Below are 25,409 nucleotides of genomic sequence, written 5' to 3'. Positions count from 1 at the left end.
CCAGTTTAGTGCTGTAAAGAAGTGTCTTGCGAAAACGCGAGCATTGGCAGCACCGCGAAGATTAACTGATATCCGCAACCGATGAGCGAGCCACCAGGCGCCCGGTAAACGCACGCCCTTCCGGCACAAACACAGAATGCCCATCAATTAATGCGCGAATACGCTGAACGCAGTGCTCCAGCAGTTGTTCAACCGGATAGGCGATACAGGTCAAAGGCGGATAAACCAGCGAGGCCAGCGGAGAATCTTCAAGGCTCACCAGCGACACTTCCTGTGGGATCGCAATATTGAATTCACGTAATAAACGCATCGCTTCGGCGGCGTAACAGTCACGTTTGGCGATAATCGCCGTGTATTTAGTGAAACTATTGATAAGCGTCAGCAGCGCCTGCTCAATATTGTTGTCAGCCATCACCAGCAGTTGACGATTGAACGGCAGCGAATAGTTTTGCAGCACGCTGCGATAGCCGTCGAGCATCTGCTTGCTGGCAACATCGCTTTCATTGTCCATCAGCAGCGCGATATTACGATGCCCCTTGCCCAACACATAGCGGCAGGCGCTTTCGGTGGCAAACGCGTAGTTGTAACCCTGGCTGGCGCTGCCTTGCGCGGAAAACGCATCGAAGGCGATCACGTTACTCGCAACATCACCGCTGTTACGGCTCAGAGTAACGACTGCAACGCATTGATGCTGCAGACTTTCCACCACAGCCTGCTGCTCAGCCGCGTCGTTTACGTACTGAATGATCAACGATTTATTCAGCGCTTTCACCGCCTGCGATAGCTGCGGCAGCAGCGTGGCGCTAAACCCGGCTTCGTTCGCGGGCAGCACCATACCGACGTAGCTCGAGGTGTTGCTCGCCAGGTTCTGCGCCGCAAAGCTTGGGCGGTAGTTAAGCTCTTCCACCGCGCGTAATACGGCCTCGCGGCTCTCTTCACGAACGCCACGCGTCCCCGTCAGCACGCGCGAAACGGTGGCACGGGAAACGTTGGCTAGCTTTGAAACATCATCAATAGTAGGCATGGTGTCGTCTGTATTACGGTTTTCTCCCTATACTAACATAAATGCGTTCAGGTATTCGCCAACTCCCCGGCGCGAAACGGCCGGGGAGACAGAGGCTTAATGACGCGTGCGATAGAGCTCAATCAGCTCGCCCACCAGTTCTTTGGCCAGAATCGACGTCATCAGATGGTCCTGCGCGTGCACCATCACCAGCGTCATTTTGGTTTTACCCTCACCTTCATCAGCCTCAATCAGTTGAGTCTGTACCCGATGCGCTTCGCGGGCAAAATGCTGCGCCTGCCCCATTTTTTCATCTGCATCGGCGAAATCACCGGCTTTAGCGCTGTTCAGCGCTTCGTAGCACAGGCTGCGCGACTGGCCAGCATTAATAATAATGCCCATCACTTGCTCTTCTAAATCCATAACGTCCTCTCAATCAACAAAATCAGGCGGCCTCAGACTGCCCAACGCGACCTTCCGTTTCCGCATCACCGCTTTCTTGCGACAGCAGCTGTTTCTCGTAAGCCTTCAGGAACGGGTAGTACATGACGGCAGCCGTTACCATACAAATCAGGCACATAATGATAGGGCTGAACGACCAGTTCGCCGCCCAGGATGCACCGATAGGGGCCGGTGTGGTCCACGGCGTCATCGACACCACACGGGAGACCAGACCAAAGTCGAGGGCAAAGTAGGCCAGCGTCGCATTCACCATCGGCACCAGGACAAACGGAATAAAGAACAGCGGGTTCATGATGATTGGCGCGCCGAACAGAATCGGCTCATTGATGTTAAACAGCCCTGGCACAACGCCCATGCGGCCAATCGTACGCAGGTGAACCGCTTTGCTACGCATCAACAAAATGGCTAGCGGCAACGTGGAGCCCACGCCGCCAATCAGCAGGTAGTGGTCCCAGAATCCTTGCACGTAAATATGGGGAATGGCGGTACCGGCGGCCATGGCGGCCTGGTTAACCGACAGGTTTGCCATCCAGAATGGGTTCATAATGCCGGTAACAATCAGCGCGCCGTGAATCCCGGCGAACCACAAAATCTGACATACCAACACCGACAACAGAATCGCTGGCAGCGTATCGGAGGCGGCAACCAGTGGTTTCACCAGCGACATAATGGCTTCCGGGATAATCATTCCCAGCTGTGCTTCGATAAACAGGTTCAACGGATGCAGCGTCAGCGCCACCGCCAGCACGGGGATCAGAATCTCAAAGGAACGCGCCACGCCGGTCGGCACTTCTGGTGGCAGGCGAATGGTGATGTTGTGACGACGCAGGAAAGCGTACAGCTCGGTGGTGTATATCGCGACCAGCAGCGCCGTGAAGATACCCTGCCCGGAGAAGTAAGCCACGGAGATCTGTCCGTCTTTCAGCGGCGCGGCAACCAGCAAAAAGCCCATCAGCGACAGCATCCCGGACGTCAGCGGGTCCAGGTCGTGATGGCGCGCAAGACTGGCAGCCACCCCAACGGAGATAAAGAGCGTCATGATGCCCATGCTGAAATTGAACGGCAGCATCAGGCTCTCACGGTGGTCCAGCGAAAATTGCAGCCAGGCGCGAGCAAAACCCCAACTGGTATCCGGTGAAAACGGCGGGAAGATAAACACCAGCATAAACGAGCCGACAATCATAAACGGCAGCGCGAGGATAAAACCGTCACGAATGGAGGTCACGTATTTTTGCTGGCCAACCGCCCCGGCCATTGGCGTGATTTTTTGTTCTATCACATTGATTAATTTAGCGTACAGAGAGCTCATCTTTTATCCCTTAGTTATTGTTATCAATTAATGACAGGGCAAAATCTAAAACCGCACCGCCTTTCTGCATGCCGTAATCCATCATGTTGATCGGCTCCACCTTGATGCCGTAGGCGTTGGCTTTTTGCTGCAAATCTTTCTGCATGTACTTCACCTGCGGCCCCAGAAGCACCACCTGATACTGGCCCACTTGCTGTTCAAATTCGGCAACACCAAAGGCGTTGATATCCACTTCCAGGCCGCGCTTTTCCGCCTCTGCCACCATTTTTTTAACCAGCAAACTGGTGGACATCCCCGCGGAACAACAAAGCATAATTTTCTTCATGGAAAACTCCTGACTGAGTAGTAATGATGAGCGGACTATAATCACGAGGAAACAAAACGGAAAGCGCTTTCCGTACATGAATCCGTTAAATGTGAGCGCGATCACCGGTTGCAGGCTTTCACTTTATTGGGATGTAGGCGATGATCCTCGTACCTCCGTTCGATATAAGGTTCGCCATGAACATTCAGTTTATGAATGTTGCTGTGACGCTGATTGAGCAGCGCGTTACGCCTTTCGCCAATCTTCTGACCCGTAGCCAGCACATCACCGCCATGCGCGACAGCTTTGCGCTGGCCATGCCGTTCGTCATTGTTGGCAGCCTGATGGTGCCGTTGATCTTCCCGCCGTTTGCTATCAGCGGCGCGTGGTATCTGGCTATTCGGCCCATGCTATTGCCTACTTTTGAGCTAACGATTGGCCTGATTGCGCTGATCATCGCCTTCGGTGCCAGCGCCAGCTTAGGCAAGCAGTACCAGCTACCCGAACGGCTTTCCGGGCTGACGGGATGCCTGGCATTTCTGGTGTTCATCGGCTTTAAGGAAAATGCGGGTAGCAATCTCTTTCTGGGGGGGATGGGAATATTTAGCGCTTTAATTTCAAGCTTTTACTCTGTTGAAGTGATCCGGCTCTTCTACCGAAAAGGCTGGTGTATTCGCTTGCCGGACGAGGTGCCGATCATGACCCGCAACGGCTTTCAGCTGCTGACGCCGCTGCTGGTGATCATGCTTTCTATTACGGCGATGAACGCTGGGCTGAAGCTCAACACCGGGATGATTTTGCCAGAGCTTATCAGTGAAGCGCTGCGACCGCTGATCATCGCCTCCGATACGCTAACTGCGTTACTTATCTCCTTACTTATCTGTAACTTACTATGGTTTGTTGGTATTCACGGCGCGCTGATCATCACCGGCATCATGAACCCGTTCTGGATGACCTATCTGTTTGAAAACCAACAGGCGCTGGTGAACGGTATCACGCCGTTGCCGCATATTTATCTGCAGGGATTCTGGGATTTCTATCTGCTGATTGGGGGTATCGGTTCCACCCTGCCGCTGGTCTTTATGGCGCTCCGAAGTCGCTCTCGCCAGCTAAAAAGCGTGGGCAAAATTGGCCTTATCCCTTCCCTCTTTAATATCAATGAACCGATACTTTTTGGTTTCCCGATAATACTTAACCCACTATTTTTAATCCCTTTTATTGGCGTACCGATGATTAACGCCTGCATTGCCTGGTATCTGACGCACCTCGGCGTTCTCGACCGCGCCGTGGCAATGCTGCCGTGGTCAATGCCCGCGCCACTGGGCGCCGCATGGTCGGCAAACGGCAGTTGGAAAAATATGTTCATGTGCCTGTTCGCCTTCTTCAACGCCTGGATGATCTACCGCCCTTTCTTCAAGGTCTACGAGCGGCAACTCACGGATTCTGAAATCCGCTAATCGATCGTCTTCACAGTTTATTTTTCGCCAGCGCCGTTCAGACGCTGGCTTTTTTATTCTCTCAAAACCAAAAGCCGATCCACATCACGCTTTTATACGAACAATCTTCGGATCTGTGATTTGATCCGGCAATTATGGAAAGCGATTTCCGTATATGGATGTACATTTCCATTTTTGATCCGTAAATTTCCCATCGCATTAACAAAAGCGCTATTGCGTACAAAAAATAAAAGGGAAAAGCGAAAGATGAAACAACTTAACCGATTGATACCTCTGGCACTCTTAGTCAGCGCCGCCACCAGCGGCCTGGCCTACGCAGAAAAATATGACTTCCAGCTGCACGGCTACATGCGTTCTGGGATCCTGGCGAACTCCGACAGTAACCGCGCGGACTCCGTGGGGCTGATGCCGGATGGCAAATGGCGTCTGGGCAACGAAGAAGACACCAAAATAGAGCTGATTCCAACGGTAACGCTGAAGTCCGACTCCGGTGCGGTGGCAAAAATTCAGGCCAACATCACCCATCAGAGCAAATGCACTTCAGACTGGAACTGTCAGGACGATGACGGCCACGACGTGCAGTTCCGCGAAGGATATGCCGAACTCAGCAACCTCGACTTCGCACCGGACATCACCTTCTGGGGCGGTAAGCGTTACAGCAGCTCCAACACCTCCAGCCACCAGTTTGACTGGGAGTACATTCAGTACAACGGCACCGGCGGCGGTTTCGACAATATGGATCTGGGCTTCGCCCGCTTCGACGCCGGGGTATACGCCTTCTCACCAACGGATGAAACCAAAGCCTATCCGGTCGACAAAGGCGATCAGGGCTACCCGGACGACTACTCGCTCAACCTGTGGTTTAAAAAGATTGCCGGTACCGGGCTGGATCTGGAGCTGATCGGCCACCGGATGAACCGCAACGAAAATCACCCGACCTCCGCTGAGAAAGGCTATGGCGTGACCGGTGTCTATAACTTTGATGGGTTCTGGGGCCTGACCGGCGGCTATTCCAAAGTGGTGATGCAGTACGGACGCGGCCTGGCGGCGGGTGATTCGCTGGGCAAAAACGGCTGGGGTTGGGCTAACCTCGAAGACACGCAATCCTGGCGTATTGTGCTCGACAGCCTGGCCTCAATGGGTGACGTAGAAGTCTCAACCTTCGCCTACCTGCAGAAAGACAAAAATTACCGTTGGTGGAGCAACGACGACAGCGGCTGGGGACGCACCAGTTGGGTGGCCGGCATCCGCCCTTATCACCAGATCACCAAAAACTTCGCCATGCAGTATGAACTGGGTTACGAGTACCTCGACGATGACAACTACAAGGGCGTCAACGGCAAAGGGAAAGGTGGGCTGACCAAAGTCACCATCGCGCCAACGCTGACCTTCGATTCCGGCTTCTGGAGCCGTCCACAGCTGCGCTTCTTTGTGACCTATGCCAAGTGGGATAAAGGCGTCTCGGATGCGCTCGACGGCAACTACAACTGGAGCACCAACACCATCGATGCCGGTGGCTACAGCCGCAGCGGTAGCACCGATACCGTTAACTTTGGCGTGCAGGCGGAAGTCTGGTTCTAAGGAGAGATGCAATGAAACAGCCCGTAAAAAAATCCTTACTGATAGCCGTGCTGGCCGCCTTGACCAGCGCTGGCGCGATGGCGGCAGCACCGTCGCACTTTGACCACTTCATCACTCGCCAGGGCGCGCAGTTGATGGACGGCAAACAGGAATTCCGCTTCGCGGGGATCCACGCGCCGGAATTGCACCGGATCGAAAACGACGCCCGTGGTGTCTGTAAAGCCGACCCGCGCGGCTGGGGTCAGTACTTTAAGTGGCCAACGCCGGAAGAACAGGAAAACTGGATTAAAGCCATCGTGCAGACGGGGGCAAAAGCCCAGCGCGTCTACGTGCTCTCGGTCCAGCAGGAGAACGATGAAGCCTGCGAGCGCGAAACGCATATTCTGGCGCCGGCCACCGCGGACGGTATGCCACGTCTGAATGAAAAAGCGATGGTGGTGTACGACAACATGATTGCCGAAGCCGATAAACAAGGCTTGCGCTTGATTCTGCCATTTATCGATCACTGGTGGTGGTGGGGTGGACGCGAGCAGCTGGCGGCCTTCTACCATGAAAAACCGGAAGATTTTTACCGGACCGACAGTAAAACCTATCAGGCGTATCTCGACGTTATTCGTCAGGTGATCACCCGGACCAACACCATAACCGGGCGCGCTTACGCGGACGAAAAGGCGATTATGGCCTGGGAGACCGGTAACGAGCTGGAAGATACCAACGCGGAATTCCTGAAACAGACGGCGGCCTGGATAAAAAAACTCGCGCCGCATCAGCTGGTTGTTGATGGGACCTATAAGAAAATCAACGCCTTCTCCGTGAACGATCCGAACGTTGATATCGTCAGCAATCACTACTACACCAACGCAGGAAACAACCATCCGGATCAGGTGAAGAAGGACCTGGAAGCCATCGGCGGGAAGAAAGTGTATCTGGTGGGCGAATTTGGCCTGCTCGATAGCAAAGACCTGAACAGCATCATGCAGTCGATTGTCCATACCGAGGTTAACGGCGCGAAGGCTGCAGGCGGGTTTATCTGGGGCTTTCGTGGTCATCGCCACGACGGTGGTTTCTACTGGCATAAAGAGTATACCGGCCACTATAGCTACCATCTTCCAGGCTTCCCGGAAGGCGATGCTAACCAGGAAACCAAGGTCGTCGACCTGGTGCGCACCGCCGCCGCACAAATGGCAGGGCAGGAAAAAATGGCACCGCTGCCCAAACCCGAAGCACCAAAACTACGCGAGACCGATTCTCCCTTCGCCATTAACTGGATGGGTGCCGCCGTTGGTCGACGTTACGATGTAGAGCGCGCGGAGTCAAAAGAGGGTCCATGGCAGGTCGTGGGTAAAAATATCTCCGACGGCGTGCAGGAGTGGGATCCACAATCCATGGCTCTCTTCCGCGATGATTATGCGTCGCTCACGCTGGGCAAAACCTATTATTACCGGGTGATCGCGAAAAATGAATCCGGGCAGTCTGCGCCGTCCAACATTATCAGCGTCACCCATAGCCAGAAAAATCAGGCCCCGATCATCACGCTTGAGGAGACCGCGAGCGCGGCGCAAAACAGCGGCCTGAGCCTCAACGCCACGTGGCAGGACGACAATCTGCCGTCACGTCAGGTGAGCGAAAAGTGGACCAGCACCGGTAACAAGCAGGCCCATTTCTGTGATGCCGACAAGGCTTCCACTCGCGCCTGGTTCTCCACGCCGGGAACCTATCAGCTGACGTTTACCGCCAACGACGGCCTGCTGAAAAGCAGCAAAACGATGACGGTCAACGTGACCAAAGCGACGGGTAAAGCGCCCGACGATTTCTGCCGCTTTGAAAGTCCGCGACTGGACCTGAAGCAAAGCCAGAAAACGGTGATCAAGAGCGCGGAAAACGAACTGGCAACCGGCGAAGATGGCTTCCTCGGACCGTTTGCCAATGATGGCGATAAAGTGAGCTGGCAGGTTGCCGCTCCGTGGGACGGCAACTATCTGCTGCATCTCGATTTCAACGCCAAATGGGGCGGTAAGAAGAACTCGGTGCAGGTGAATAGCGATAAGCCGATTCAAATTGAGTTTCCGCAAACCGATGAGCAGGGCCAGCGAATGACCATTCCAGTGCATCTCAAGCAGGGTGAGAACACCATCAGCCTGGGGAAATACGCGGGTGACTGGGGCTATATCTTTATCAAGTCCATTCAGGTGAATGCTGAGTAGTAAGCAGAGTAGTAATTTGCTGCGCCGCTAACGGCGCAGCTTTTTTGTCTATTTTTCAGGAGATTAAATGACCACTTACGCGTTTCCGAACCACTTCTTCTGGGGCGCTGCTGCCTCTGGCCCACAAACCGAAGGCGCCGAGGGTAAGCCCCATCGCTCCATCTGGGACAGCTGGCACGCCGCGCAGCCGGAACGCTTTTTCCAGGGAATAGGACCTGAGACGGTCTGTAACACGCTGCATCGCTACAAAGAGGACGTGGCGCTGATGAAGCACATCGGCTTCAACTCATTCCGCACCTCAATTCAGTGGTCACGACTGATCGACGATCTGGAAACCGGCGAACCGAACGCCGACGCCGTCCGTTTCTACCACGACTACTTCGACGAAATGATCGCCAACGGTATCGAACCGATGGTCAACCTCTACCATTTTGATATGCCGGAAGCGCTGCAAAACCGCTACGGCGGCTTCGAGTCAAAGCACGTCACCGACCTGTTCGCCCGCTTTGCCGCCACCGCATTCCGCCTGTTTGGCCATAAAATCAAATACTGGATAACCTTCAACGAACCGATTGTGCCGGTTGAAGGCGGTTACCTGTACGATTTCCACTACCCGTGCAAAAAAGACGGCAAACTGGCCGCGCAGGTGGCGTTTAATATCATGCTGGCCCACGCCAAAGCGGTCGAGTGCTACCGCCAACAGCAGCTGCCGGGCGAGATTGGCGTGGTGTTAAACCTGACGCCGTCCTATACCCGCAACGACTCGCCGGAAGATAAAAAAGCGGCGTGGTATGCCGACCTGTTATTTAACCGCAGCTTCCTCGACCCGCTGGTGAAGCACCAATTCCCGAAAGAGTTGTGCGAGCTACTGGCGCTGCATAACTGCCTGCCGGAAACCACCAAACAGGAAGTGTCGCTGATAACCGATTCAAGAATCGATTTCCTGGGCGTGAACTACTACGTGCCGCGTCGCGTGCAGGCGCGTGAGACCCCGTACACCCTCGACTACTTCTCACCGGAGTACTACTTCGAAAACTACATCGACCCGAACGGCCGCTTTAACCCATACCGCGATAACAACGAAATTCATCCGCAGGCTATCTACGATATTGCCGTCAATATTCGCGACAATTACGGCAATATTAAGTGGTATCTCGCCGAAATTGGCATCGCCATGGATTTGCAATCCGAAGGCCCGGTACAGGCAGATGGGGTGATTGAAGATGGTTTCCGCATTGGCCTGATGGAAGAACACCTGGTGCAGCTACACCGTGCCATCGCCGACGGCGCGAACTGCTTCGGCGTGCACCAGTGGACGTTTATCGACAACTGGTCGTGGCTCAACTCGTTTAAGCGCCGCTACGGATTTTATCGTCTCGATCTTGAGACCGGCGAGCGGCAGATTAAGCGCAACGGGCTGTGGTTTAAGGCGTTAGCGGAGAGTAACCAGTTTAGCGTGGAGTAACCTTTCCCCGGCGTCGCGTTGCTCGGCCGGGCTACGCGACGTCGGGATCTACGCCGGGCCAATCCCCTGCTGGATCACCGCCAATACGTTATTGGTGATGATCTCCGGCGTCAGCATCGCCAGCCGCTCGTCGTTACGCATGCGGGAAAACGGCACCAGCACCAGACTTAGCAGCGTGGTAAACAGCAGCTCGGCGCTCAGGTGCGGGTTGATTTTGCCCTCGGCCTGCCAGCGTTTCACCATCGCCAGGGTAGCGTGATATTTATCGTCGCCAAAGCGGGCGTGCAGATGCTGACGCAGCACCGGCATTTCGCCAATCACCTCCTGCATCCACAGCGGCGCAAACCACTCGTGCTCGGCGGCAATCGTCGACAGGGTTTTCACCATCGCCGTCAGCGCGTTTACCGGCTCGTCGGGATAGTCGCCAAACACACCGCTTATCTGCGCGCGCAGCGGCAGAAAACGCTCTTCAATCATCACGTCGAGCAGCTGCTCGCGCGAGTTGAAGTAGTAGTGCAGCATTGCTGGCGTCACCCCCGCTTCACGGGCGATGGCGTTCAGGGACGTGCGCGCAATCCCCTGCTGGGAAAAGAGCCGCAGGGCGATGCCGATCAGCTGTTCACGCTTAGCCGCATCGGGCTTACTGCCGCGCGGGCGACCAGGCTTACGCGGTTTGAGATGGTCTTTTTGTGCTGGCATAGAAACGGGATCTCTTGACCTCTGAATGATCTTCAATAAATATTAATTATGCATTTAATTAATTTCAAGTGAGAACATGATGGCATCCGAAACGACGACGAACGCCCAGCCTCCCCAACAGTCGGGTGTCACCTCAGTCCGTCTGCTGTTCAGCGCACTCCTGCTGGTGATGCTGCTCTCCGCGCTCGACCAGACAATAGTCTCCACCGCGCTGCCGACCATTGTCGGCGAGCTGGGCGGCCTCGACAAGCTTTCCTGGGTGGTGACGGCCTATATCCTCACCTCCACCATCGTGGTGCCGCTGTACGGTAAGTTCGGCGATCTGTTTGGCCGCAAGCGGGTGCTCCAAATCTCGATTCTGCTGTTTCTCGCGGGATCGGCGCTGTGCGGGCTGGCGCAAAACATGACGCAGCTGGTGCTGATGCGCGCCCTTCAAGGGCTCGGCGGCGGCGGTTTGATGGTCATCAGTATGGCGGCGGTAGCCGACGTGATCCCGCCTGCCGAACGCGGGCGCTATCAGGGGCTGTTCGGCGGTGTGTTTGGCCTGGCGACGGTTATCGGCCCGCTGATCGGCGGCTTTATTGTGCAGCACGCCTCCTGGCGCTGGATTTTCTATATCAACCTGCCGCTGGGGCTGTTCGCACTGTTTGTGATCGGTGCAGTATTCCACTCCAGCAACACACGCCGCCAGCATCAGATTGACTGGCTGGGGGCGATTTACCTGACCATGGCGCTGGTGTGCATCATCCTGTTCACCACCGAAGGCGGCACGGTGCGCGAGTGGAGCGACCCGCAGCTGTGGTGCATTCTGGCCTTTGGCCTGGTTGGTATCGCCGGGTTTATCTACGAAGAGCGGCTGGCGTTTGAGCCGATTATTCCGCTCTCGCTGTTCCGCAACCGCAGCTTCCTGTTGTGCAGCCTGATTGGTTTTATCATCGGCATGTCGCTATTCGGCTCGGTGACCTTCCTGCCGCTGTATCTACAGGTGGTGAAAAACGCCACGCCGACGGAAGCCGGGCTACAACTGATTCCGCTGATGGGCGGTCTGCTGCTGACCTCGATTATTAGCGGGCGCGCCATTAGCCGTACCGGGAAATACCGGATTTACCCCATCGTCGGGACGCTGATGGGCTTTATCGGGATGGTGCTGCTGACGCGCATTACCATTACCTCGCCAACCTGGCAGCTGTATCTGTTTACCGGCGTGCTGGGGATGGGGCTAGGGATGGTGATGCAGGTGCTGGTGCTGGCGGTGCAAAACACCGTGGCGGCGAACCTTTATGGCGTGGCGACCTCCGGGGTGACGCTGTTCCGTTCGATTGGTGGTTCCATCGGCGTGGCGCTGTTTGGCGCGGTGTTTACCTCAGTGCTGCAATCACGACTCACCGACCTGTTACCGGAAGGGGCGGCGATGCCAAAAGGGATGAACCCGGTGGCGATTCACCAGCTTCCTGAGGCGATTCGCAGCGACTATCTCAGCGCCTTTGGTTCGGCGATTCACGCGGCGTTTATTATGGCGGCCTGCATTATGGTGGTGGCGTTCCTGCTGTCGTGGTGGTTGAAAGAGGCACCGCTGAAAACCCGGCACGCGTAAAACAGCGCCGGATGGCGGCTACGCCATCCGGCAACCCTCACAATGCCTTGGTCAGATAATGCCGCGCCATCCCCACCAACGGGAAATCCTCCAGCGTTTTCACCAGCTCATACCCCTGCTTCTGATAAAACGGCAGCGCCTGAAAACTGATGGTATCCACCAGCGCATGCAGGCAGCCTTTCTCACGCGCCAGCGCCTCCGCGCGCTTGATAAGTTCGCTGCCGACCCCGTCGCCGCGCACCGTTTCGCATACCCATAGGTAGTCGATACTGAGCCAGTCGCCCTTGCGTTGACCAATCAGGCCACCGCGCATCACGCCCTGCTCGTCGCGCAGATAAACGCAGACATCGCACCAATCTGTGGTGTCCACAAACTGGCGGTTATAGGCGCGAAGCCCAGTCAGTAATTCGTCTTTATCTTCCTGCGTAATAATTTCTTTAATAACAAAAGGCATATTTTCTCCATTATTTTTATTGGCCATCCTCAGTAATTTCACAAAAAATTCTTTCTTTCTCCATTATTTTCTGCACAAAGGAAAAAATAAAAAATCAGTATCAGAAAATGCTTTTCATCACGCTTTCGCTACGTATAATGAACACGAAATGAGAACGATCGTTCTCATCTTTTCAAAACGGTGGAGACCCGCAATGAGCAGCAAACTGGAGGCCCGGCAAAAAGCCCGGCAGGACGACATCATTACCGCCGCGCGACGCTGTTTCCGCCAGAGCGGTTTTCATGCCGCCAGCATGTCGCAGATTGCCGCCGAGGCGAAGCTCAGCGTCGGGCAAATCTACCGTTATTTCAGCAACAAAGACGCCATTATCGAAGAGATGATCCGCCGGATTATCGACCATCGCATCGCCGAGATGGAGGGCAAAACTCAAACCCATCTGATGCCGCACATGCTGGCATGGCGCGAAACGCTGAGCGAAGACGACGATGCGCTGATGCTGGAGATGTCCGCCGAAGCCACCCGCAATTCACAGGTCGCCGCCTGGCTGAAAGCCGCCGACGAACGCATGTTCAACAACGCCTGTGAGCATCTGCGCAAAACCTACCCTGAGCTTAGCGAGACTCGCATTCGCTGCTGCGTCGAGGTGATGGCGGTGATGGTTGAAGGCACCATTTATCGTCGTCAGATCCCCCAACAGGTGGCGTCTGACGAGATGGAAAAAATCTATCAGGAAATTATTAATATGCTCGTATCCGCAAAGTAATTAATTCCATTTAGATACCAGGGGATATTTTTATCCCCCTTTTGTCGTTTCCGGCCATCCGGAGACGCAGGCTTTTTTACACCTGAAATCCTCACCCCTATTCGGCGAGGAGGGTGTCGTTCACCCTGAGAAAAATATGAAATACATAACAACCACCATCGCTGCATTATTTCTCCTGAGCGGATGCGATAATGCCCCCACCGCCTCCCCGGAGCGTCCCGCTCAGGAAGTCGGTATCGTTACATTAAAAAGCCAACCCGTTTCCGTGGTCAGCGACCTGACCGGGCGCACCACCGCCGCGCTGAGCGCCGAGGTGCGTCCACAGGTCTCTGGCATCATCCAGAAACGGCTTTTTAATGAAGGCGATAACGTCAAAGCGGGCCAGCCGTTGTACCAGATTGACCCGGCCAGCTTCCGTGCCACCTATAATGAAGCCGCCGCCGCGCTGAAGCAGGCGCAGGCGCTGGTCGTCGCCGACTGCCAGAAGGCGCAGCGTTACGCGCTGTTAGTGAAAGATAACGGCGTATCGCGGCAGGATGCCGACGATGCGCAGTCCACCTGTGCGCAGGACAAAGCCAGCGTCGAGTCGAAAAAAGCCGCGTTAGACAGCGCGCGCATTAACCTCGACTGGACCACCGTCACCGCGCCGATTGCCGGGCGCATCGGCATCTCTTCCGTTACGCCGGGGGCGCTGGTTACCGCCGAGCAAACCACTGCGCTTGCCACCATTCGCGGCCTCGACACTATCTACGTTGACCTCACCCGCTCCAGCGTCGACCTGCTGCGCCTGCGCAAGCAATCGCTGGCGACCAACAGCGACACCCTTAGCGTCACGCTAACCCTGGAAGACGGCAGCACCTACAGTGAAAAAGGCCGCCTGGCGCTCACCGAAGTGGCGGTGGATGAGTCCACCGGCTCGGTCACCCTGCGTGCCGTATTCCCCAACCCGCAGCACCAACTGCTACCGGGCATGTTCGTGCGCGCCCGCATCGATGAAGGGGTGATGAGCGAGGCGATTCTTGCCCCGCAGCAGGGTATCACCCGCGACGTGAAAGGCAACGCCACCGCGTTAGTGGTGGATGCCAATAACAAAGTTGAGCAGCGCACGCTGGAAACCGACGGCACCTACGGCGACAAATGGCTGGTACAACGCGGCCTGAAAAACGGCGACCAGCTGATTGTGGAAGGCACCGATAAAGTGACGGTCGGGCAGACGGTCAAACCCGTCGCCGTGCAGCGTAACGGAGGCAAAGCCTGATGTTCTCTCGCTTCTTCGTGCGTCGCCCGGTCTTTGCCTGGGTTATCGCTATTCTGATCATGCTCGCCGGGATGCTGGCAATCCAGACGCTGCCGGTGGCGCAGTACCCGGACGTGGCGCCGCCAACCATTCAGATTTCCGCCTCCTACACCGGGGCCTCCGCCGACACGCTGGAAAACAGCGTCACCCAGGTGATTGAGCAGCAGCTTACCGGCCTCGATAACCTGCTCTACTTCTCCTCCACCAGCAGCTCCGACGGTACGGTGAGTATCAACGTGACCTTCGAGCAGGGTACCGACCCGGATACCGCGCAGGTTCAGGTGCAGAACAAAGTGCAGCAGGCGGAATCCCGACTGCCGAGCGAGGTTCAGCAGGCGGGCGTAACGGTGGTGAAATCCCAGAGCAGCTTCCTGCTGATCATGGCGGTTTACGACACCACCGACAAAGCCACCAGCTCGGATATCGCCGACTGGCTGGTCAGCAATATGCAGGATCCGATGGCGCGTATTGAAGGCGTCGGCAGCCTGCAGGTGTTCGGCGCGGAATACGCCATGCGCATCTGGATGGACCCGGCAAAACTGGCCTCCTATTCGCTGATGCCGTCCGACGTGGAAACGGCAATTGAAGCGCAGAACGTGCAGGTCTCTGCCGGTAAAATCGGCGCGCTGCCGTCACCAGCCACCCAGCAACTTACCGCCACCGTGCGCGCGCAGTCGCGCCTGCAAACGGTCGAGCAGTTCAAAGATATTATTGTTAAAAGCCAGTCCAACGGCTCGGTGGTGCGCATCGGCGATGTGGCTCGCGTAGAAATGGGCAGCGAAGACTACACCGCTACCGCCAAACTCAACGGTCACCCGGCCGCCGGGGTGGCGGTGATGCTGGCGCCAGGCGCTAACGCGCTCGATACCGCTACCCGCGTGAAGGACAAAATCGCCGAGTTCCAGCGCAATATGCCGCAGGGCTACGACGTTGCCTTCCCGAAAGACAGCACCGAATTCATCAAGATCTCCGTCGAAGACGTGGTGAAAACGCTGTTTGAGGCCATCGCTCTGGTGGTCTGCGTGATGTACCTGTTCCTGCAAAACATCCGCGCGACGCTGATCCCGGCGCTGGCGGTGCCGGTGGTGCTGCTCGGCACCTTCGGCGTGCTGGCGCTGTTTGGCTACTCCATCAACACCCTGACGCTGTTTGCGATGGTGCTAGCGATAGGCCTGTTGGTGGATGATGCCATCGTGGTGGTGGAAAACGTCGAGCGAATTATGCGCGACGAAGGGCTGCCCGCCCGCGAAGCCACCGAAAAATCGATGGGCGAGATCTCCGGGGCGCTGATTGCCATCGCGCTGGTACTGTCGGCGGTATTCCTGCCGATGGCCTTCTTCGGCGGCTCCACCGGGGTGATATACCGTCAGTTCTCGGTCACCATTATCTCCGCCATGATGCTGTCGGTGGTGGTCGCCTTGACCCTGACACCGGCGCTGTGCGGCTCTATTCTTCGCCACACGCCGCCGCATAAAAAGGGCTTCTTCGGCAAATTTAACCGCTTCTACAGCGCCACCGAACACGGCTACAAACACCGCGTCATGAACGTCCTGCGCCGCTCCGGCACGGTGATGGTGGTTTATCTCGCCATCTGCGGCGGCATGGCGCTGGCGATGTGGAAACTGCCGGGCAGCTTCCTGCCGGTAGAAGATCAGGGCGATGTGATGGTGCAGTACACCCTGCCCGCAGGCGCCACGGCTTCCCGTACCGCCGAAGTGCGCCAGCAGGTGATCGACTGGTTCCTGACCAAAGAGAAAGCCAACACCAACGTCATTTTCACCGTCGATGGCTTCAGCTTTAGCGGCAGCGGGCAGAACGCCGGGATGGCCTTCGTGGCGCTGAAAAACTGGTCGCTGCGTCCGGGCGAAGAGAACAGCGCGCAGGCCATTGCGCTGCGCGCCACCAAAGAGCTCAGCAGCATTCGCGACGCCACGCTGTTCGCCATGACCCCGCCTGCCGTTGACGGCCTGGGGCAGAGCAACGGCTTCACCTTTGAGCTGATGGCCAACGGCGCGACCGACCGCGATACGCTGCTAAAAATGCGTAATCAGCTGATTCAGGCCGCCAACCAGGCCCCATCGCTGCACGCCGTACGCGCCAACGATTTGCCGCAGATGCCGCAGCTTCAGGTGGATATCGACAACAACAAAGCCGTCTCGCTAGGCCTGTCGCTCAGCGACGTGACCTCGACACTTTCCAGCGCCTGGGGTGGCACCTACGTGAACGACTTTATCGACCGTGGGCGCGTGAAAAAGGTCTATATCCAGGGCGATAGCGATGCCCGCGGCGTGCCGTCGGATCTCGGCAAATGGTTCGTGCGCGGCAGCGATAACAGCATGACCCCATTCTCCGCCTTCGCCACCACCCGCTGGGAGTACGGCCCGGAAAGTCTGGTGCGCTACAACGGCTCCGCGGCCTATGAAATTCAGGGCGAGAACGCCGACGGCTTTAGCTCCGGCGTTGCCATGGCGAAGATGGAAGCGCTGGCCAACAGCCTGCCCGCTGGTACGACCTGGGCATGGAGCGGCCTGTCGCTGCAGGAAAAACTGGCGAGCGGTCAGGCGATGAGCCTGTACGCCATCTCGATTCTGGTGGTGTTCCTTTGTCTGGCAGCACTCTATGAGAGCTGGTCGGTGCCGTTCTCGGTCATCATGGTTATCCCGTTGGGCCTGCTCGGCGCGGCGCTGGCGGCGTGGATGCGCGGGCTCAGCAACGACGTTTACTTCCAGGTGGCGCTGCTGACCACCATCGGGCTGTCGTCGAAAAACGCCATTCTGATTGTCGAGTTCGCCGAAGCCTCCGTGGCGCAGGGCTACTCGCTAACCCGCGCGGCCATGCGGGCGGCACAAACCCGTCTGCGCCCAATCATCATGACTTCCCTGGCGTTTATCGCCGGGGTGATGCCGCTGGCGGTCGCCACCGGGGCGGGCGCTAACAGCCGCGTCGCCATCGGTACCGGGATTATCGGCGGTACGCTAACGGCTACCCTGCTGGCGATCTTCTTTGTTCCTCTGTTCTTTGTGCTGGTGAAACGTCTGTTTGCCGGCAAACGCGGTCGTCAGGAGTAAGCTATGTTTCGTTTGTCTTTGTTATTTATTGCGTTCCTGAGCGTTGGCTGCGTGTCGATGGACCCCAACTATCAGCGCCCGGACGCGCCCATCCCGGCAAGCCTGCCGGGCAGCCACGGTGAAGCCACCGCGGTTGTCGGTAACTGGCAGCAGGTGGTGAACGATGTGCGTCTGCAAAAGCTGGTGAGCCAGGCACTCAGCAGCAACCGCGATGTGCAAAAAGCCATTGCCGACATTGACGCCGCTCGCGCGCAGTACGGCGAAGCCCGTGCGTCGCTGATGCCAACCGCCAACGCTGAACTCAGCAACACCCGCAGTCGCACGCTGGCTAGCGGCGTGAGCACGACTGTGCAGGCCGACGGCGCAGTCTCCAGCTTCGAGCTGGATCTGTTTGGCCGTAACCAGAGCCTGTCCCGCGCGGCGCGCGAAACCTGGCTTGCCAGTGAGTACACCGCGCAGAACACTCGCCTGACGATGATTGCCGAACTGACCAGCGCGTGGGTAACGCTGGCAGCGGACAACAGCAATCTGGCGCTGGCGCAGCAGACCATGGCGAGCGCGGCGGATTCGCTGAAAATCGTCCAGCGCCAGCAGCAGGTTGGCACCGCGGCGGCCACCGACGTCAGCGAAGCAATGAGCGTCTACCAGCAGGCTCGCGCCAGCGTCGCCAGCTATCAGACGCTGGTGATGCAGGATAAAAACGCCATTAACCTGCTGGCAGGCACTACCGTGCCGGACTCCCTGCTCCCCGGTACGCTGGAGAGCCTGGCCGCCAACACCATCTCGCTGGTCCCGGCGGGCGTCTCTTCATCGGTGCTGCTGACGCGCCCGGATATTCAGGAAGCGGAGCACAATCTGAAGAGCGCCAATGCCAATATCGGCGCGGCGCGCGCCAACTTTTTCCCGACTATTTCGCTCACCGCCAGCGCCGGGGTGGGCAGCGATGCGCTATCTTCACTGTTTAGCCACGGCATGAGCGTCTGGTCGTTTGCGCCTTCCATTTCACTGCCGCTGTTTACCGGCGGCAGCAATCTGGCGCAACTGCGCTATGCCGAGGCGGAGAAGAAGGGGCTGATTGCCACCTACGAAAAGACGATTCAGAGCGCGTTTAAAGACGTGGCGGATGCGCTGGCGCGCCGCCAGACGCTGAGCGAGCAGTTGGACGCCCAGCGCCAGTACGTGGCGGCGGAACAGCAGACGCTGGACGTGGCGATGAAGCGCTATCAGGCGGGGGTTGGGGATTACCTGACCGCGCTGACGGCGCAGCGTACGTTATGGTCGGCGCAACAGACGATGATTGCGTTGCAGGAGACGGATCTGGCGAACCGGATCACGCTGTGGCAGTCGCTGGGGGGCGGAGCGAGTTGATGTGTTGGTGCGGGGGTTTCCCCTCACCCTAACCCTCTCCCCGAAGGGGCGAGGGGATCTTTTTCTCCCTCTCCCTTCCAGGGAGAGGGCCGGGGTGAGGGTGCAACGAGCACCATCCCCTCCATTGATTATGAAGAATAAAAAGGAGCTTTCATGCCGCGTATTTCCCTTTCCTGGGTCGTGGTGCTGGGCCTGCTTTGTGCCATCGGCCCACTGTGTACCGACTTTTACCTGCCGGCATTGCCGGAAATCACCGATCAACTGAGTGCCACCGGCACCCAGACCCAACTGTCCCTCACCGCCGCACTCATCGGCCTCGGTCTCGGGCAGCTGTTTTTCGGCCCGCTCAGCGACCGCATCGGCCGCCGCAAGCCACTGGCTATCTCCCTGCTGCTATTTATCTTCTCATCAGCAATGTGCGCCATCACCCACGATATCCATATGCTGATCGTCTGGCGCTTCGTGCAAGGCTTCGCGGGTGCAGGCGGATCCGTGCTGTCACGATCCATCGCCCGTGACCGTTACCAGGGCACGCAACTGACGCAGTTTTTCGCTCTGCTGATGACCGTCAACGGTATCGCCCCAGTGCTTTCACCCGTGCTGGGCGGCTATATCATCACCGCCTTCGATTGGCGCATTCTGTTCTGGACGATGGCGGGGATCGGCGCGGTACTGCTGCTCCTGAGCCTTGTCGTGCTGCATGAAACGCTACCGCCAAAAAGCGCGAATACCACGCAGCAGGCTAAAGGCACACCGGTACTGAAGAACCGCCGCTTTATGCGCTACTGCCTGATTCAGGCCTTTATGATGGCCGGGCTGTTCTCCTACATCGGTTCGTCGTCGTTTGTCATTCAAAGCGAATATGGCATGAGCGCCATGCAGTTCAGCCTGCTGTTTGGCCTGAACGGTATCGGGCTGATTATCGCCGCGCTGATTTTCTCCCGCCTGGCCCGCCGCATCCCTGCAGAAACCCTGCTGCGCCGCGGCCTGCTGCTGGCGGTATTCTGCGCGCTGGTGACCCTGTTGCTCGCCTGGCAGCAGCACGCCGTGCTGGCGCTGGTCGGCCTATTCTTTACCGTGTCGTTTATGAGCGGCATCAGTACCGTCTCCGGGGCCGAAGCGATGAACGCGGTGGAGAGCGCGCAGTCGGGCACCGCCTCCGCGCTGATGGGTACGCTGATGTTCGTCTGCGGCGGCATCGCCGCACCGCTTGCGGGCCTTGGCGGCGAAACGATGCTTAAGATGAGTCTCGCCATGGCCATTTCCTACGGTCTGGCGCTGTTCTTCGGTCTGCTGAAGCCTCGCGTAGCGCAATAATCCCTTTCGCGGTAATAAAATATTCCAATACTATTACCGCGAATTTCCTGACCTCATCGAAATCACCGCGTATCCCCAACGTGCTAATCGTGATACCCTTCACATGATTGGAATAATTAATTCCTTATACTGCCTGCCACTGAGAATGATGAGGTTTCCTGATGAGTATCGACCTGAGCAAACTGCTGACCGAACGCCGCAACGCCAACAGCGCTAACATTGACACCCTCTCCACCGAAGCGATGTTGACGGTGATTAACAACGAAGATCAGCTGGTTGCCCATGCGATCACCCCCTACATTCCGCAAATTGCTCAACTTGTTGATAGCGTAGCCGACGCGTTCCGCCACGGCGGCCGCCTGATTTATATCGGCGCGGGCACCTCCGGGCGTTTAGGCATTCTCGACGCCAGCGAATGCCCGCCCACCTTCGGCACTCGTCCAGAGCAGGTCGTCGGCCTGATTGCCGGTGGCCATACCGCTATCCTGAAAGCCGTCGAAAACGTGGAAGATAACGCGGCACGCGGCGCAGAAGATTTACAGGCGCTGGGCTTTAACGAACGCGATGTGCTGGTCGGCATCGCCGCCAGCGGCCGCACCCCGTACGTGCTCGGCGCAATGGAATATGCCCACCAGCAAAACGCACTGGTCGCCATTGTGAGCTGCAACCCACACGGCGAAATGGCGCAGCGCGCGGACATCGCCATCACCCCGGTCGTTGGCCCGGAAGTGGTCACCGGCTCAACCCGCCTGAAAGCTGGCACCGCACAGAAGCTGGTGCTGAACATGATTACCACCGGTGCGATGATCCGCAGCGGCAAGGTCTACAGCAACCTGATGGTGGATGTGGAAGCCACCAACGCCAAGCTGATCGAACGTCAGATCTCCATCGTGATGGAGGCCACCGAATGCGATCGCACCACCGCGATTGCGGCGCTGGACGCCTGCGGCCGCCACTGTAAAACCGCCATCGTCATGGTGCTGGCAAACCTGAGCGCCGACGAGGCGAAGCAGCTGCTGGCTGACAACAACGGCTTTATCCGTAACGCATTAAAAAACTAATTCGACTGACGGGGATACCGTGGAATGGCCAAAATAAATAAAGCGATGATAGCCCGCCTCCTCGACCTGGTTGGCGGAGCGCCGAACGTCGTACAGGCGGGTAACTGCATGACCCGCCTGCGCTTAACCCTGCGCAGCGATGTGCACGCCGACGTAGCGGCCATCCGCCAGGTGGAAGGCGTGCTGGGCGTGGTGGTCAGCGAGGAGCAGTTCCAGATAATCCTCGGCCCGGGCAAAGCACAGACCGCGGCAGAGATGATGAACGAGCTGCTGGAAAATGAACCCGTTACCCACGGTGAACCTGCCAGCGGTGGCTCGCTGGCCGATATCGCCAGCGCCAAAAAGCAGGAGCTGAAAGGCAAACAGACCGGCGGCGTGCAGAAGTTTCTGGCGAAGTTTGCCACCATCTTTACTCCGCTCATTCCAGGCTTTATCGCCGTCGGGCTGCTGCTGGGCTTTGCCACACTCGCCGAGCAACTCTTTGTGCTGGAGAACGCGCACCCCAACGCCACGCTGGTTGGCATCATCAGCTACATGAAAATCTTCAGCAAAGGGATGTTTACCTTCCTGAGTATTTTGATTGGCTATAACGCGCAGAAAGCCTTTGGCGGCTCCGGCGTCAACGGCGCCATCATCGCCGCGCTGTTTATCCTCGGCTATGACCCGAAAGCCACCGTCGGCTTCTACTCCGGCATCACCGACTTCTTCGGCCACGGTATCGACCCACGCGGCAATATTATCGGCGTACTGATCGCCTCAATTATTGGCGCCTGGGTGGAAAAACAGGTGCGCCGCATCATGCCGGCTAACCTGGATATGATCCTCACCTCGGCGGTAACGCTGCTGATTATGGGCGCGGTCACCTTCGTGGTGATTATGCCTATCGGCGGCTACCTGTTTACCGGGATGTCCTGGCTGTTCCTGCACCTCAACGGTAACCCGTTCGGTTCTGCGGTGCTGGCCGGTCTGTTCCTGCTGGCGGTGATGTTCGGCGTACATCAGGGCTTTGTGCCGGTCTATTTTGCGCTGATGGAAGCGCAGGGCTTTAACTCGCTGTTCACCATTCTGGCAATGGCCGGTGCGGGCCAGGTTGGCGCAGCGCTGGCGCTCTACGTCCGTGCGAAACAGGATTCTCTGCTGCGTACGCAGATTAAAGGGGCGATCATTCCCGGCCTGCTCGGCGTGGGCGAACCGCTGATTTACGGCGTTACGCTGCCGCGCATGAAGCCGTTTGTCACCGCCTGTCTCGGTGGTGCCTGCGGGGGCTTCTTTATCGGCCTGGTGGCCTGGCTCGGGCTGCCAGTCGGCCTCAACACCGTCTTTGGCCCCTCCGGCCTGGTGGCGCTGCCGCTGATGACTTCCCACAGCGGCATCTATGCCGGGATGGCGGTCTACGCCGCGGGCCTGCTGGTGGCCTACTTCTTCGGCTTCCTGCTCACCTGGCTGTTCGGCAGTAAAAACGTCGATCTCAGCTAACCCTTTTGCCCCCGGCGCACCGCTGGGGGCAAGCCGCGGCCCATGCTATGATGCCCACCAGAATAAAATCATATGACAGGGTTGAGGAAAAATGGGTGCCACCAGAAAAGGGATGCTGAACGTCTTAGTTGCAGCGATATTGTGGGGAAGTTCAGGCGTTTGTGCGCAGTACATCATGGAGCACAGTCAGATGCCGTCGCCGTTTCTGACGATGATCCGCCTGCTCTCCGGTGGCTTTATCCTGCTGACGTTCTCTTTCCTGCACGGCGATGGCATTTTCCGCATCCTGAAAGAGCGTAAAGACATTCTCAGCCTGCTGCTGTTCTCCCTTGTCGGCGCGATGACCGTGCAGCTCACCTTCCTGCTAGCGATTGAAAAATCCAACGCCGCCACCGCAACGATTCTCCAGTTCCTGTCGCCGACCATTATCGTCGCCTGGTTCGCCATCGTGCGCAAAGCGCGCCCAGGCCGCTTCGTCTTTGTCGCCATTGCGACCTCGCTTATCGGTACGTTTTTGCTGGTCACCCACGGCGACCCAACGTCGCTGTCGATTTCCGGCGCGGCGCTGTTTTGGGGGATCGCCTCGGCCTTCGCCGCCGCGTTCTACACCACCTATCCATCCACGCTGATCGCCCGCTACGGCACGCTGCCGATCGTCGGCTGGAGCATGCTGCTTGGCGGCGCGATGCTGCTGCCGTTCTATGCGGGAGATGGCGCAAACGTGGTGATTACCGGCAACCTACTGCTGGCTTTCTTCTACCTGGTGGTGATTGGCACCTCCCTCACCTTCAGTCTGTACCTTAAAGGCGCACAGATGATCGGCGGCCCGAAAGCCAGCATCCTCAGCTGCGCCGAGCCGCTGAGCAGCGCATTACTGTCGCTGCTACTGTTAGGCATCAGCTTCACCCTGCCAGACTGGCTGGGTACGCTGTTGATCCTATCTTCAGTGGTGCTGATTTCTCTGGACTCACGCCGCAGAACGAAGACGGCGTAGCAGTGTGCTGCCCGATAGCGCCAGGCTATCGGGCCTGATTTTAATGACACAGTGATGCCAGTTCATCAGCCGAAAGCCCGGTGATTAGCTGAACCAGGGCGCTATCTATACCGTTTTCCAGCATGGTACGGGCAATGCGCTGCGCCTCTTGCTGGATACCCTGCTGAACCCCCACCTGTAATCCCGCCAGATGCCCCTCTTCCCGCAGTCTCTCCGCAATCGTCATCATCTTCTCCTTCTGTTCAGGTAAACGTGCTACCGCAGCCTGGAGAAACTCATGAAAGCGCACCGCATCTCCTGACCGCAGCAAATAATTAAACAGCGCTTCCATCTGGCTGTCATTAGCACATCCCGTAACCAGCAACAGGGCGAGTCTATCCACCAGCCCCAGCAGATCGCGCTGACGAATATGCTTTTGCACCAGCTCCAGCAGCGCGATTCGCCGGTGATGCATAATCTCGTCGTCTGGCACCACCGTGATATCCACCAGCGGAAATGCGTCTGCATACAGCGCCCTCGCCGCCGCCGGATTAGCAAACTCATCCAGCCAGCACAACGAAAAGGGGTAGGGACTTTGCATGCCGTGATAAAAAAGCATGGGGATCACCAACGGTAGCGTCGGATGGCCGGCATCCAGATGACGCTGCATCGCCGACAGAGCGTAGCGCAACAGCCGGAAGGCCATATGTGAGTCTGGCGAGCTTTGGTGTTCAATCACCACATAGATATAGCCTTCACCTTCCGTGGTCTGTAACGACCACAACACATCGGAATAATAGGCACGGAGACTCGGCTCAATAAAGCTGCCGGATGCCAGCGTTAGCGTTTGCAGATCGCACAGCGCTCGCAACGCTTCCGGCAGATGAATAGCCAAAAAATCCCGCGCCGTTTCCGGGTGGCATAAAAACTGTTTGAAGACCGCATCGTGCGGTGTGGAGGTGGTCATGGCGTTCCGTCACCCAGAGAGCTAATGGTAGGACTCTACGCACAAGATGCCGAGAAAGCAGGCGTGAATTACCCTTTCTACGAGCCACTACGGAAGGTTTTAGCGTACCAGTGCAACACCTTCATTTTACGGGAAAGCGCCACGCAAAATGACGTGCCGAGGAATGCGTCTATAGTTAACTAAGCGCATGAACATAAGGATATCCGCAATGAAGAAAGTCAGTATTGTCGTTTCGCTCGCCGCCTCCCTGCTGCTGCCCGCCATGGCGCTGGCCGCACCGCTAGAAGGGCTAAAGTTTGAGCAGCAAAAACAGCAGGTGGTAAAGGACGTGAAGCAGAACTGCCCGGCAAGCAGCGGGCTGAGCGATACGCAGTTTGCCAACCGCGTGCTGGAGTCGACAGAGAACAAAACGGCGGTGCAGAGCGCCACGCGGGCGTTGGATAAGAACGATCGTCTTGCCTATGAGAAGGCGATTAGCAGCATTCAGTGCCCGACCAAATAACACTGAACATAAGCGGGAGTTCCCCGGCGTCACGGCGTTCGGCCGGGCTACCGTTACGAGCTATAGCCCGGGTGAGCGCAGCGAT

Annotated in this window: 21 protein-coding genes; 14 read left to right on the top strand and 7 right to left on the bottom strand. The window is 57.4% G+C overall.

Features of this window, described 5'->3' with window-relative positions; genetic code table 11:
- Nucleotides 1-61 precede the first annotated feature (61 nt).
- The 4 genes from V6944_RS04170 to V6944_RS04155 all read right to left on the bottom strand — a co-directional run bounded on the left by V6944_RS04170 (nucleotide 62) and on the right by V6944_RS04155 (nucleotide 3,099).
- Nucleotides 62-1,024 (bottom strand): LacI family DNA-binding transcriptional regulator, encoded by a 963-nt coding sequence (locus V6944_RS04170; RefSeq protein WP_333498006.1) that lies wholly within the window; start codon nucleotides 1,022-1,024, stop codon nucleotides 62-64.
- 96 nt (nucleotides 1,025-1,120) lie between these two features.
- Nucleotides 1,121-1,426 carry a PTS lactose/cellobiose transporter subunit IIA gene (locus V6944_RS04165; protein WP_185667525.1) on the bottom strand — a complete coding sequence of 102 codons (306 nt, stop codon included), beginning with the start codon at nucleotides 1,424-1,426 and terminating at the stop codon, nucleotides 1,121-1,123.
- A gap of 22 nt (nucleotides 1,427-1,448) precedes the next feature.
- Complete coding sequence (locus V6944_RS04160; RefSeq protein ID WP_185667526.1) at nucleotides 1,449-2,774, bottom strand: PTS sugar transporter subunit IIC; 1,326 nt, start codon at nucleotides 2,772-2,774, stop codon at nucleotides 1,449-1,451.
- 10 nt (nucleotides 2,775-2,784) lie between these two features.
- Nucleotides 2,785-3,099 carry a PTS sugar transporter subunit IIB gene (locus V6944_RS04155; RefSeq protein ID WP_185667527.1) on the bottom strand — a complete coding sequence of 105 codons (315 nt, stop codon included), beginning with the start codon at nucleotides 3,097-3,099 and terminating at the stop codon, nucleotides 2,785-2,787.
- Between the two features lie 176 nt (nucleotides 3,100-3,275).
- On the opposite strand from V6944_RS04155, the gene V6944_RS04150 reads away from it, so the two are divergent.
- The 4 genes from V6944_RS04150 (at nucleotide 3,276) to V6944_RS04135 (ending at nucleotide 9,785) form a co-directional block, all read left to right on the top strand.
- Nucleotides 3,276-4,535 carry a PTS sugar transporter subunit IIC gene (locus tag V6944_RS04150; RefSeq protein WP_333498005.1) on the top strand — a complete coding sequence of 420 codons (1,260 nt, stop codon included), beginning with the start codon at nucleotides 3,276-3,278 and terminating at the stop codon, nucleotides 4,533-4,535.
- A 246-nt stretch (nucleotides 4,536-4,781) separates the two neighbouring features.
- Complete coding sequence (locus V6944_RS04145) at nucleotides 4,782-6,116, top strand: maltoporin (RefSeq protein ID WP_333498004.1); 1,335 nt, start codon at nucleotides 4,782-4,784, stop codon at nucleotides 6,114-6,116.
- An 11-nt stretch (nucleotides 6,117-6,127) separates the two neighbouring features.
- On the top strand, nucleotides 6,128-8,320 hold the full coding sequence (locus tag V6944_RS04140; RefSeq protein WP_333498003.1) for a CBM35 domain-containing protein: 2,193 nt from the start codon (nucleotides 6,128-6,130) through the stop codon (nucleotides 8,318-8,320).
- A 67-nt stretch (nucleotides 8,321-8,387) separates the two neighbouring features.
- Nucleotides 8,388-9,785 (top strand): glycoside hydrolase family 1 protein, encoded by a 1,398-nt coding sequence (locus V6944_RS04135; RefSeq protein WP_333498002.1) that lies wholly within the window; start codon nucleotides 8,388-8,390, stop codon nucleotides 9,783-9,785.
- A gap of 48 nt (nucleotides 9,786-9,833) precedes the next feature.
- Here V6944_RS04135 and V6944_RS04130 read toward each other — a convergent pair whose 3' ends face one another.
- A complete protein-coding gene (locus V6944_RS04130) occupies nucleotides 9,834-10,484 on the bottom strand; it encodes a TetR/AcrR family transcriptional regulator (RefSeq protein ID WP_333498001.1) in 651 nt (216 codons plus the stop codon).
- Nucleotides 10,485-10,563: 79 nt separating this feature from the next.
- Between V6944_RS04130 and V6944_RS04125 the strand changes: the two genes are divergently transcribed.
- Nucleotides 10,564-12,078 (top strand): MDR family MFS transporter, encoded by a 1,515-nt coding sequence (locus V6944_RS04125; RefSeq protein ID WP_333498245.1) that lies wholly within the window; start codon nucleotides 10,564-10,566, stop codon nucleotides 12,076-12,078.
- A 37-nt stretch (nucleotides 12,079-12,115) separates the two neighbouring features.
- On the opposite strand, the gene V6944_RS04120 is transcribed toward V6944_RS04125, so the two are convergent.
- The gene (locus V6944_RS04120) at nucleotides 12,116-12,532 is read right to left on the bottom strand and encodes a GNAT family N-acetyltransferase (RefSeq protein ID WP_333498000.1); all 417 of its coding nucleotides are present in this window, start codon (nucleotides 12,530-12,532) and stop codon (nucleotides 12,116-12,118) included.
- A 193-nt stretch (nucleotides 12,533-12,725) separates the two neighbouring features.
- Here V6944_RS04120 and V6944_RS04115 point away from each other — a divergent pair, with 193 nt between their 5' ends.
- From V6944_RS04115 to V6944_RS04080, 8 genes are all read left to right on the top strand, one after another.
- Nucleotides 12,726-13,295 carry a TetR/AcrR family transcriptional regulator gene (locus tag V6944_RS04115; protein ID WP_333497999.1) on the top strand — a complete coding sequence of 190 codons (570 nt, stop codon included), beginning with the start codon at nucleotides 12,726-12,728 and terminating at the stop codon, nucleotides 13,293-13,295.
- 136 nt (nucleotides 13,296-13,431) lie between these two features.
- Entirely contained in the window at nucleotides 13,432-14,553 is a 1,122-nt protein-coding gene (locus V6944_RS04110) for an efflux RND transporter periplasmic adaptor subunit (protein ID WP_333497998.1), read from the top strand.
- Complete coding sequence (locus V6944_RS04105; RefSeq protein WP_333497997.1) at nucleotides 14,553-17,660, top strand: efflux RND transporter permease subunit; 3,108 nt, start codon at nucleotides 14,553-14,555, stop codon at nucleotides 17,658-17,660. Before V6944_RS04110 ends, V6944_RS04105 begins: the two co-directional genes overlap by 1 nt.
- A 3-nt stretch (nucleotides 17,661-17,663) precedes the next feature.
- On the top strand, nucleotides 17,664-19,028 hold the full coding sequence (locus tag V6944_RS04100; protein WP_333497996.1) for an efflux transporter outer membrane subunit: 1,365 nt from the start codon (nucleotides 17,664-17,666) through the stop codon (nucleotides 19,026-19,028).
- A gap of 153 nt (nucleotides 19,029-19,181) precedes the next feature.
- Nucleotides 19,182-20,345, top strand: a complete 1,164-nt coding sequence (locus tag V6944_RS04095; RefSeq protein WP_333497995.1) for a multidrug effflux MFS transporter — start codon at nucleotides 19,182-19,184, stop codon at nucleotides 20,343-20,345.
- Nucleotides 20,346-20,506: 161 nt separating this feature from the next.
- The gene (gene murQ, locus V6944_RS04090; RefSeq protein WP_333497994.1) at nucleotides 20,507-21,406 is read left to right on the top strand and encodes an N-acetylmuramic acid 6-phosphate etherase; all 900 of its coding nucleotides are present in this window, start codon (nucleotides 20,507-20,509) and stop codon (nucleotides 21,404-21,406) included.
- Nucleotides 21,407-21,430: 24 nt separating this feature from the next.
- The gene (gene murP, locus V6944_RS04085) at nucleotides 21,431-22,882 is read left to right on the top strand and encodes a PTS N-acetylmuramic acid transporter subunit IIBC (RefSeq protein ID WP_333497993.1); all 1,452 of its coding nucleotides are present in this window, start codon (nucleotides 21,431-21,433) and stop codon (nucleotides 22,880-22,882) included.
- Between the two features lie 91 nt (nucleotides 22,883-22,973).
- Nucleotides 22,974-23,876, top strand: coding sequence for an EamA family transporter (locus V6944_RS04080; protein WP_333497992.1), 903 nt, complete (start codon nucleotides 22,974-22,976; stop codon nucleotides 23,874-23,876).
- A gap of 40 nt (nucleotides 23,877-23,916) precedes the next feature.
- On the opposite strand, the gene V6944_RS04075 is transcribed toward V6944_RS04080, so the two are convergent.
- Nucleotides 23,917-24,822 carry an Rpn family recombination-promoting nuclease/putative transposase gene (locus V6944_RS04075; protein WP_333497991.1) on the bottom strand — a complete coding sequence of 302 codons (906 nt, stop codon included), beginning with the start codon at nucleotides 24,820-24,822 and terminating at the stop codon, nucleotides 23,917-23,919.
- Between the two features lie 208 nt (nucleotides 24,823-25,030).
- Here V6944_RS04075 and V6944_RS04070 point away from each other — a divergent pair, with 208 nt between their 5' ends.
- Nucleotides 25,031-25,324 (top strand): YicS family protein, encoded by a 294-nt coding sequence (locus V6944_RS04070; protein WP_333497990.1) that lies wholly within the window; start codon nucleotides 25,031-25,033, stop codon nucleotides 25,322-25,324.
- Nucleotides 25,325-25,409: the final 85 nt, after the last annotated feature.

The organism is Kluyvera sp. CHPC 1.2972 (assembly GCF_036759925.1).
Lineage (GTDB): Bacteria > Pseudomonadota > Gammaproteobacteria > Enterobacterales > Enterobacteriaceae > Kluyvera.
Note: the sequence above shows the minus strand (reverse complement) of the source record. Positions and strands in the feature narration are given on the sequence as shown.

Coding starts and splice junctions, on each gene's coding strand:
- V6944_RS04170 (WP_333498006.1), bottom strand. CDS start 1,024: ATGCCTACTATTGATGATGTTTCAAAGCTAGCCAACGTTTCCCGTGCC.
- V6944_RS04165 (WP_185667525.1), bottom strand. CDS start 1,426: ATGGATTTAGAAGAGCAAGTGATGGGCATTATTATTAATGCTGGCCAG.
- V6944_RS04160 (WP_185667526.1), bottom strand. CDS start 2,774: ATGAGCTCTCTGTACGCTAAATTAATCAATGTGATAGAACAAAAAATC.
- V6944_RS04155 (WP_185667527.1), bottom strand. CDS start 3,099: ATGAAGAAAATTATGCTTTGTTGTTCCGCGGGGATGTCCACCAGTTTG.
- V6944_RS04150 (WP_333498005.1), top strand. CDS start 3,276: ATGAACATTCAGTTTATGAATGTTGCTGTGACGCTGATTGAGCAGCGC.
- V6944_RS04145 (WP_333498004.1), top strand. CDS start 4,782: ATGAAACAACTTAACCGATTGATACCTCTGGCACTCTTAGTCAGCGCC.
- V6944_RS04140 (WP_333498003.1), top strand. CDS start 6,128: ATGAAACAGCCCGTAAAAAAATCCTTACTGATAGCCGTGCTGGCCGCC.
- V6944_RS04135 (WP_333498002.1), top strand. CDS start 8,388: ATGACCACTTACGCGTTTCCGAACCACTTCTTCTGGGGCGCTGCTGCC.
- V6944_RS04130 (WP_333498001.1), bottom strand. CDS start 10,484: ATGCCAGCACAAAAAGACCATCTCAAACCGCGTAAGCCTGGTCGCCCG.
- V6944_RS04125 (WP_333498245.1), top strand. CDS start 10,564: ATGGCATCCGAAACGACGACGAACGCCCAGCCTCCCCAACAGTCGGGT.
- V6944_RS04120 (WP_333498000.1), bottom strand. CDS start 12,532: ATGCCTTTTGTTATTAAAGAAATTATTACGCAGGAAGATAAAGACGAA.
- V6944_RS04115 (WP_333497999.1), top strand. CDS start 12,726: ATGAGCAGCAAACTGGAGGCCCGGCAAAAAGCCCGGCAGGACGACATC.
- V6944_RS04110 (WP_333497998.1), top strand. CDS start 13,432: ATGAAATACATAACAACCACCATCGCTGCATTATTTCTCCTGAGCGGA.
- V6944_RS04105 (WP_333497997.1), top strand. CDS start 14,553: ATGTTCTCTCGCTTCTTCGTGCGTCGCCCGGTCTTTGCCTGGGTTATC.
- V6944_RS04100 (WP_333497996.1), top strand. CDS start 17,664: ATGTTTCGTTTGTCTTTGTTATTTATTGCGTTCCTGAGCGTTGGCTGC.
- V6944_RS04095 (WP_333497995.1), top strand. CDS start 19,182: ATGCCGCGTATTTCCCTTTCCTGGGTCGTGGTGCTGGGCCTGCTTTGT.
- murQ (WP_333497994.1), top strand. CDS start 20,507: ATGAGTATCGACCTGAGCAAACTGCTGACCGAACGCCGCAACGCCAAC.
- murP (WP_333497993.1), top strand. CDS start 21,431: ATGGCCAAAATAAATAAAGCGATGATAGCCCGCCTCCTCGACCTGGTT.
- V6944_RS04080 (WP_333497992.1), top strand. CDS start 22,974: ATGGGTGCCACCAGAAAAGGGATGCTGAACGTCTTAGTTGCAGCGATA.
- V6944_RS04075 (WP_333497991.1), bottom strand. CDS start 24,822: ATGACCACCTCCACACCGCACGATGCGGTCTTCAAACAGTTTTTATGC.
- V6944_RS04070 (WP_333497990.1), top strand. CDS start 25,031: ATGAAGAAAGTCAGTATTGTCGTTTCGCTCGCCGCCTCCCTGCTGCTG.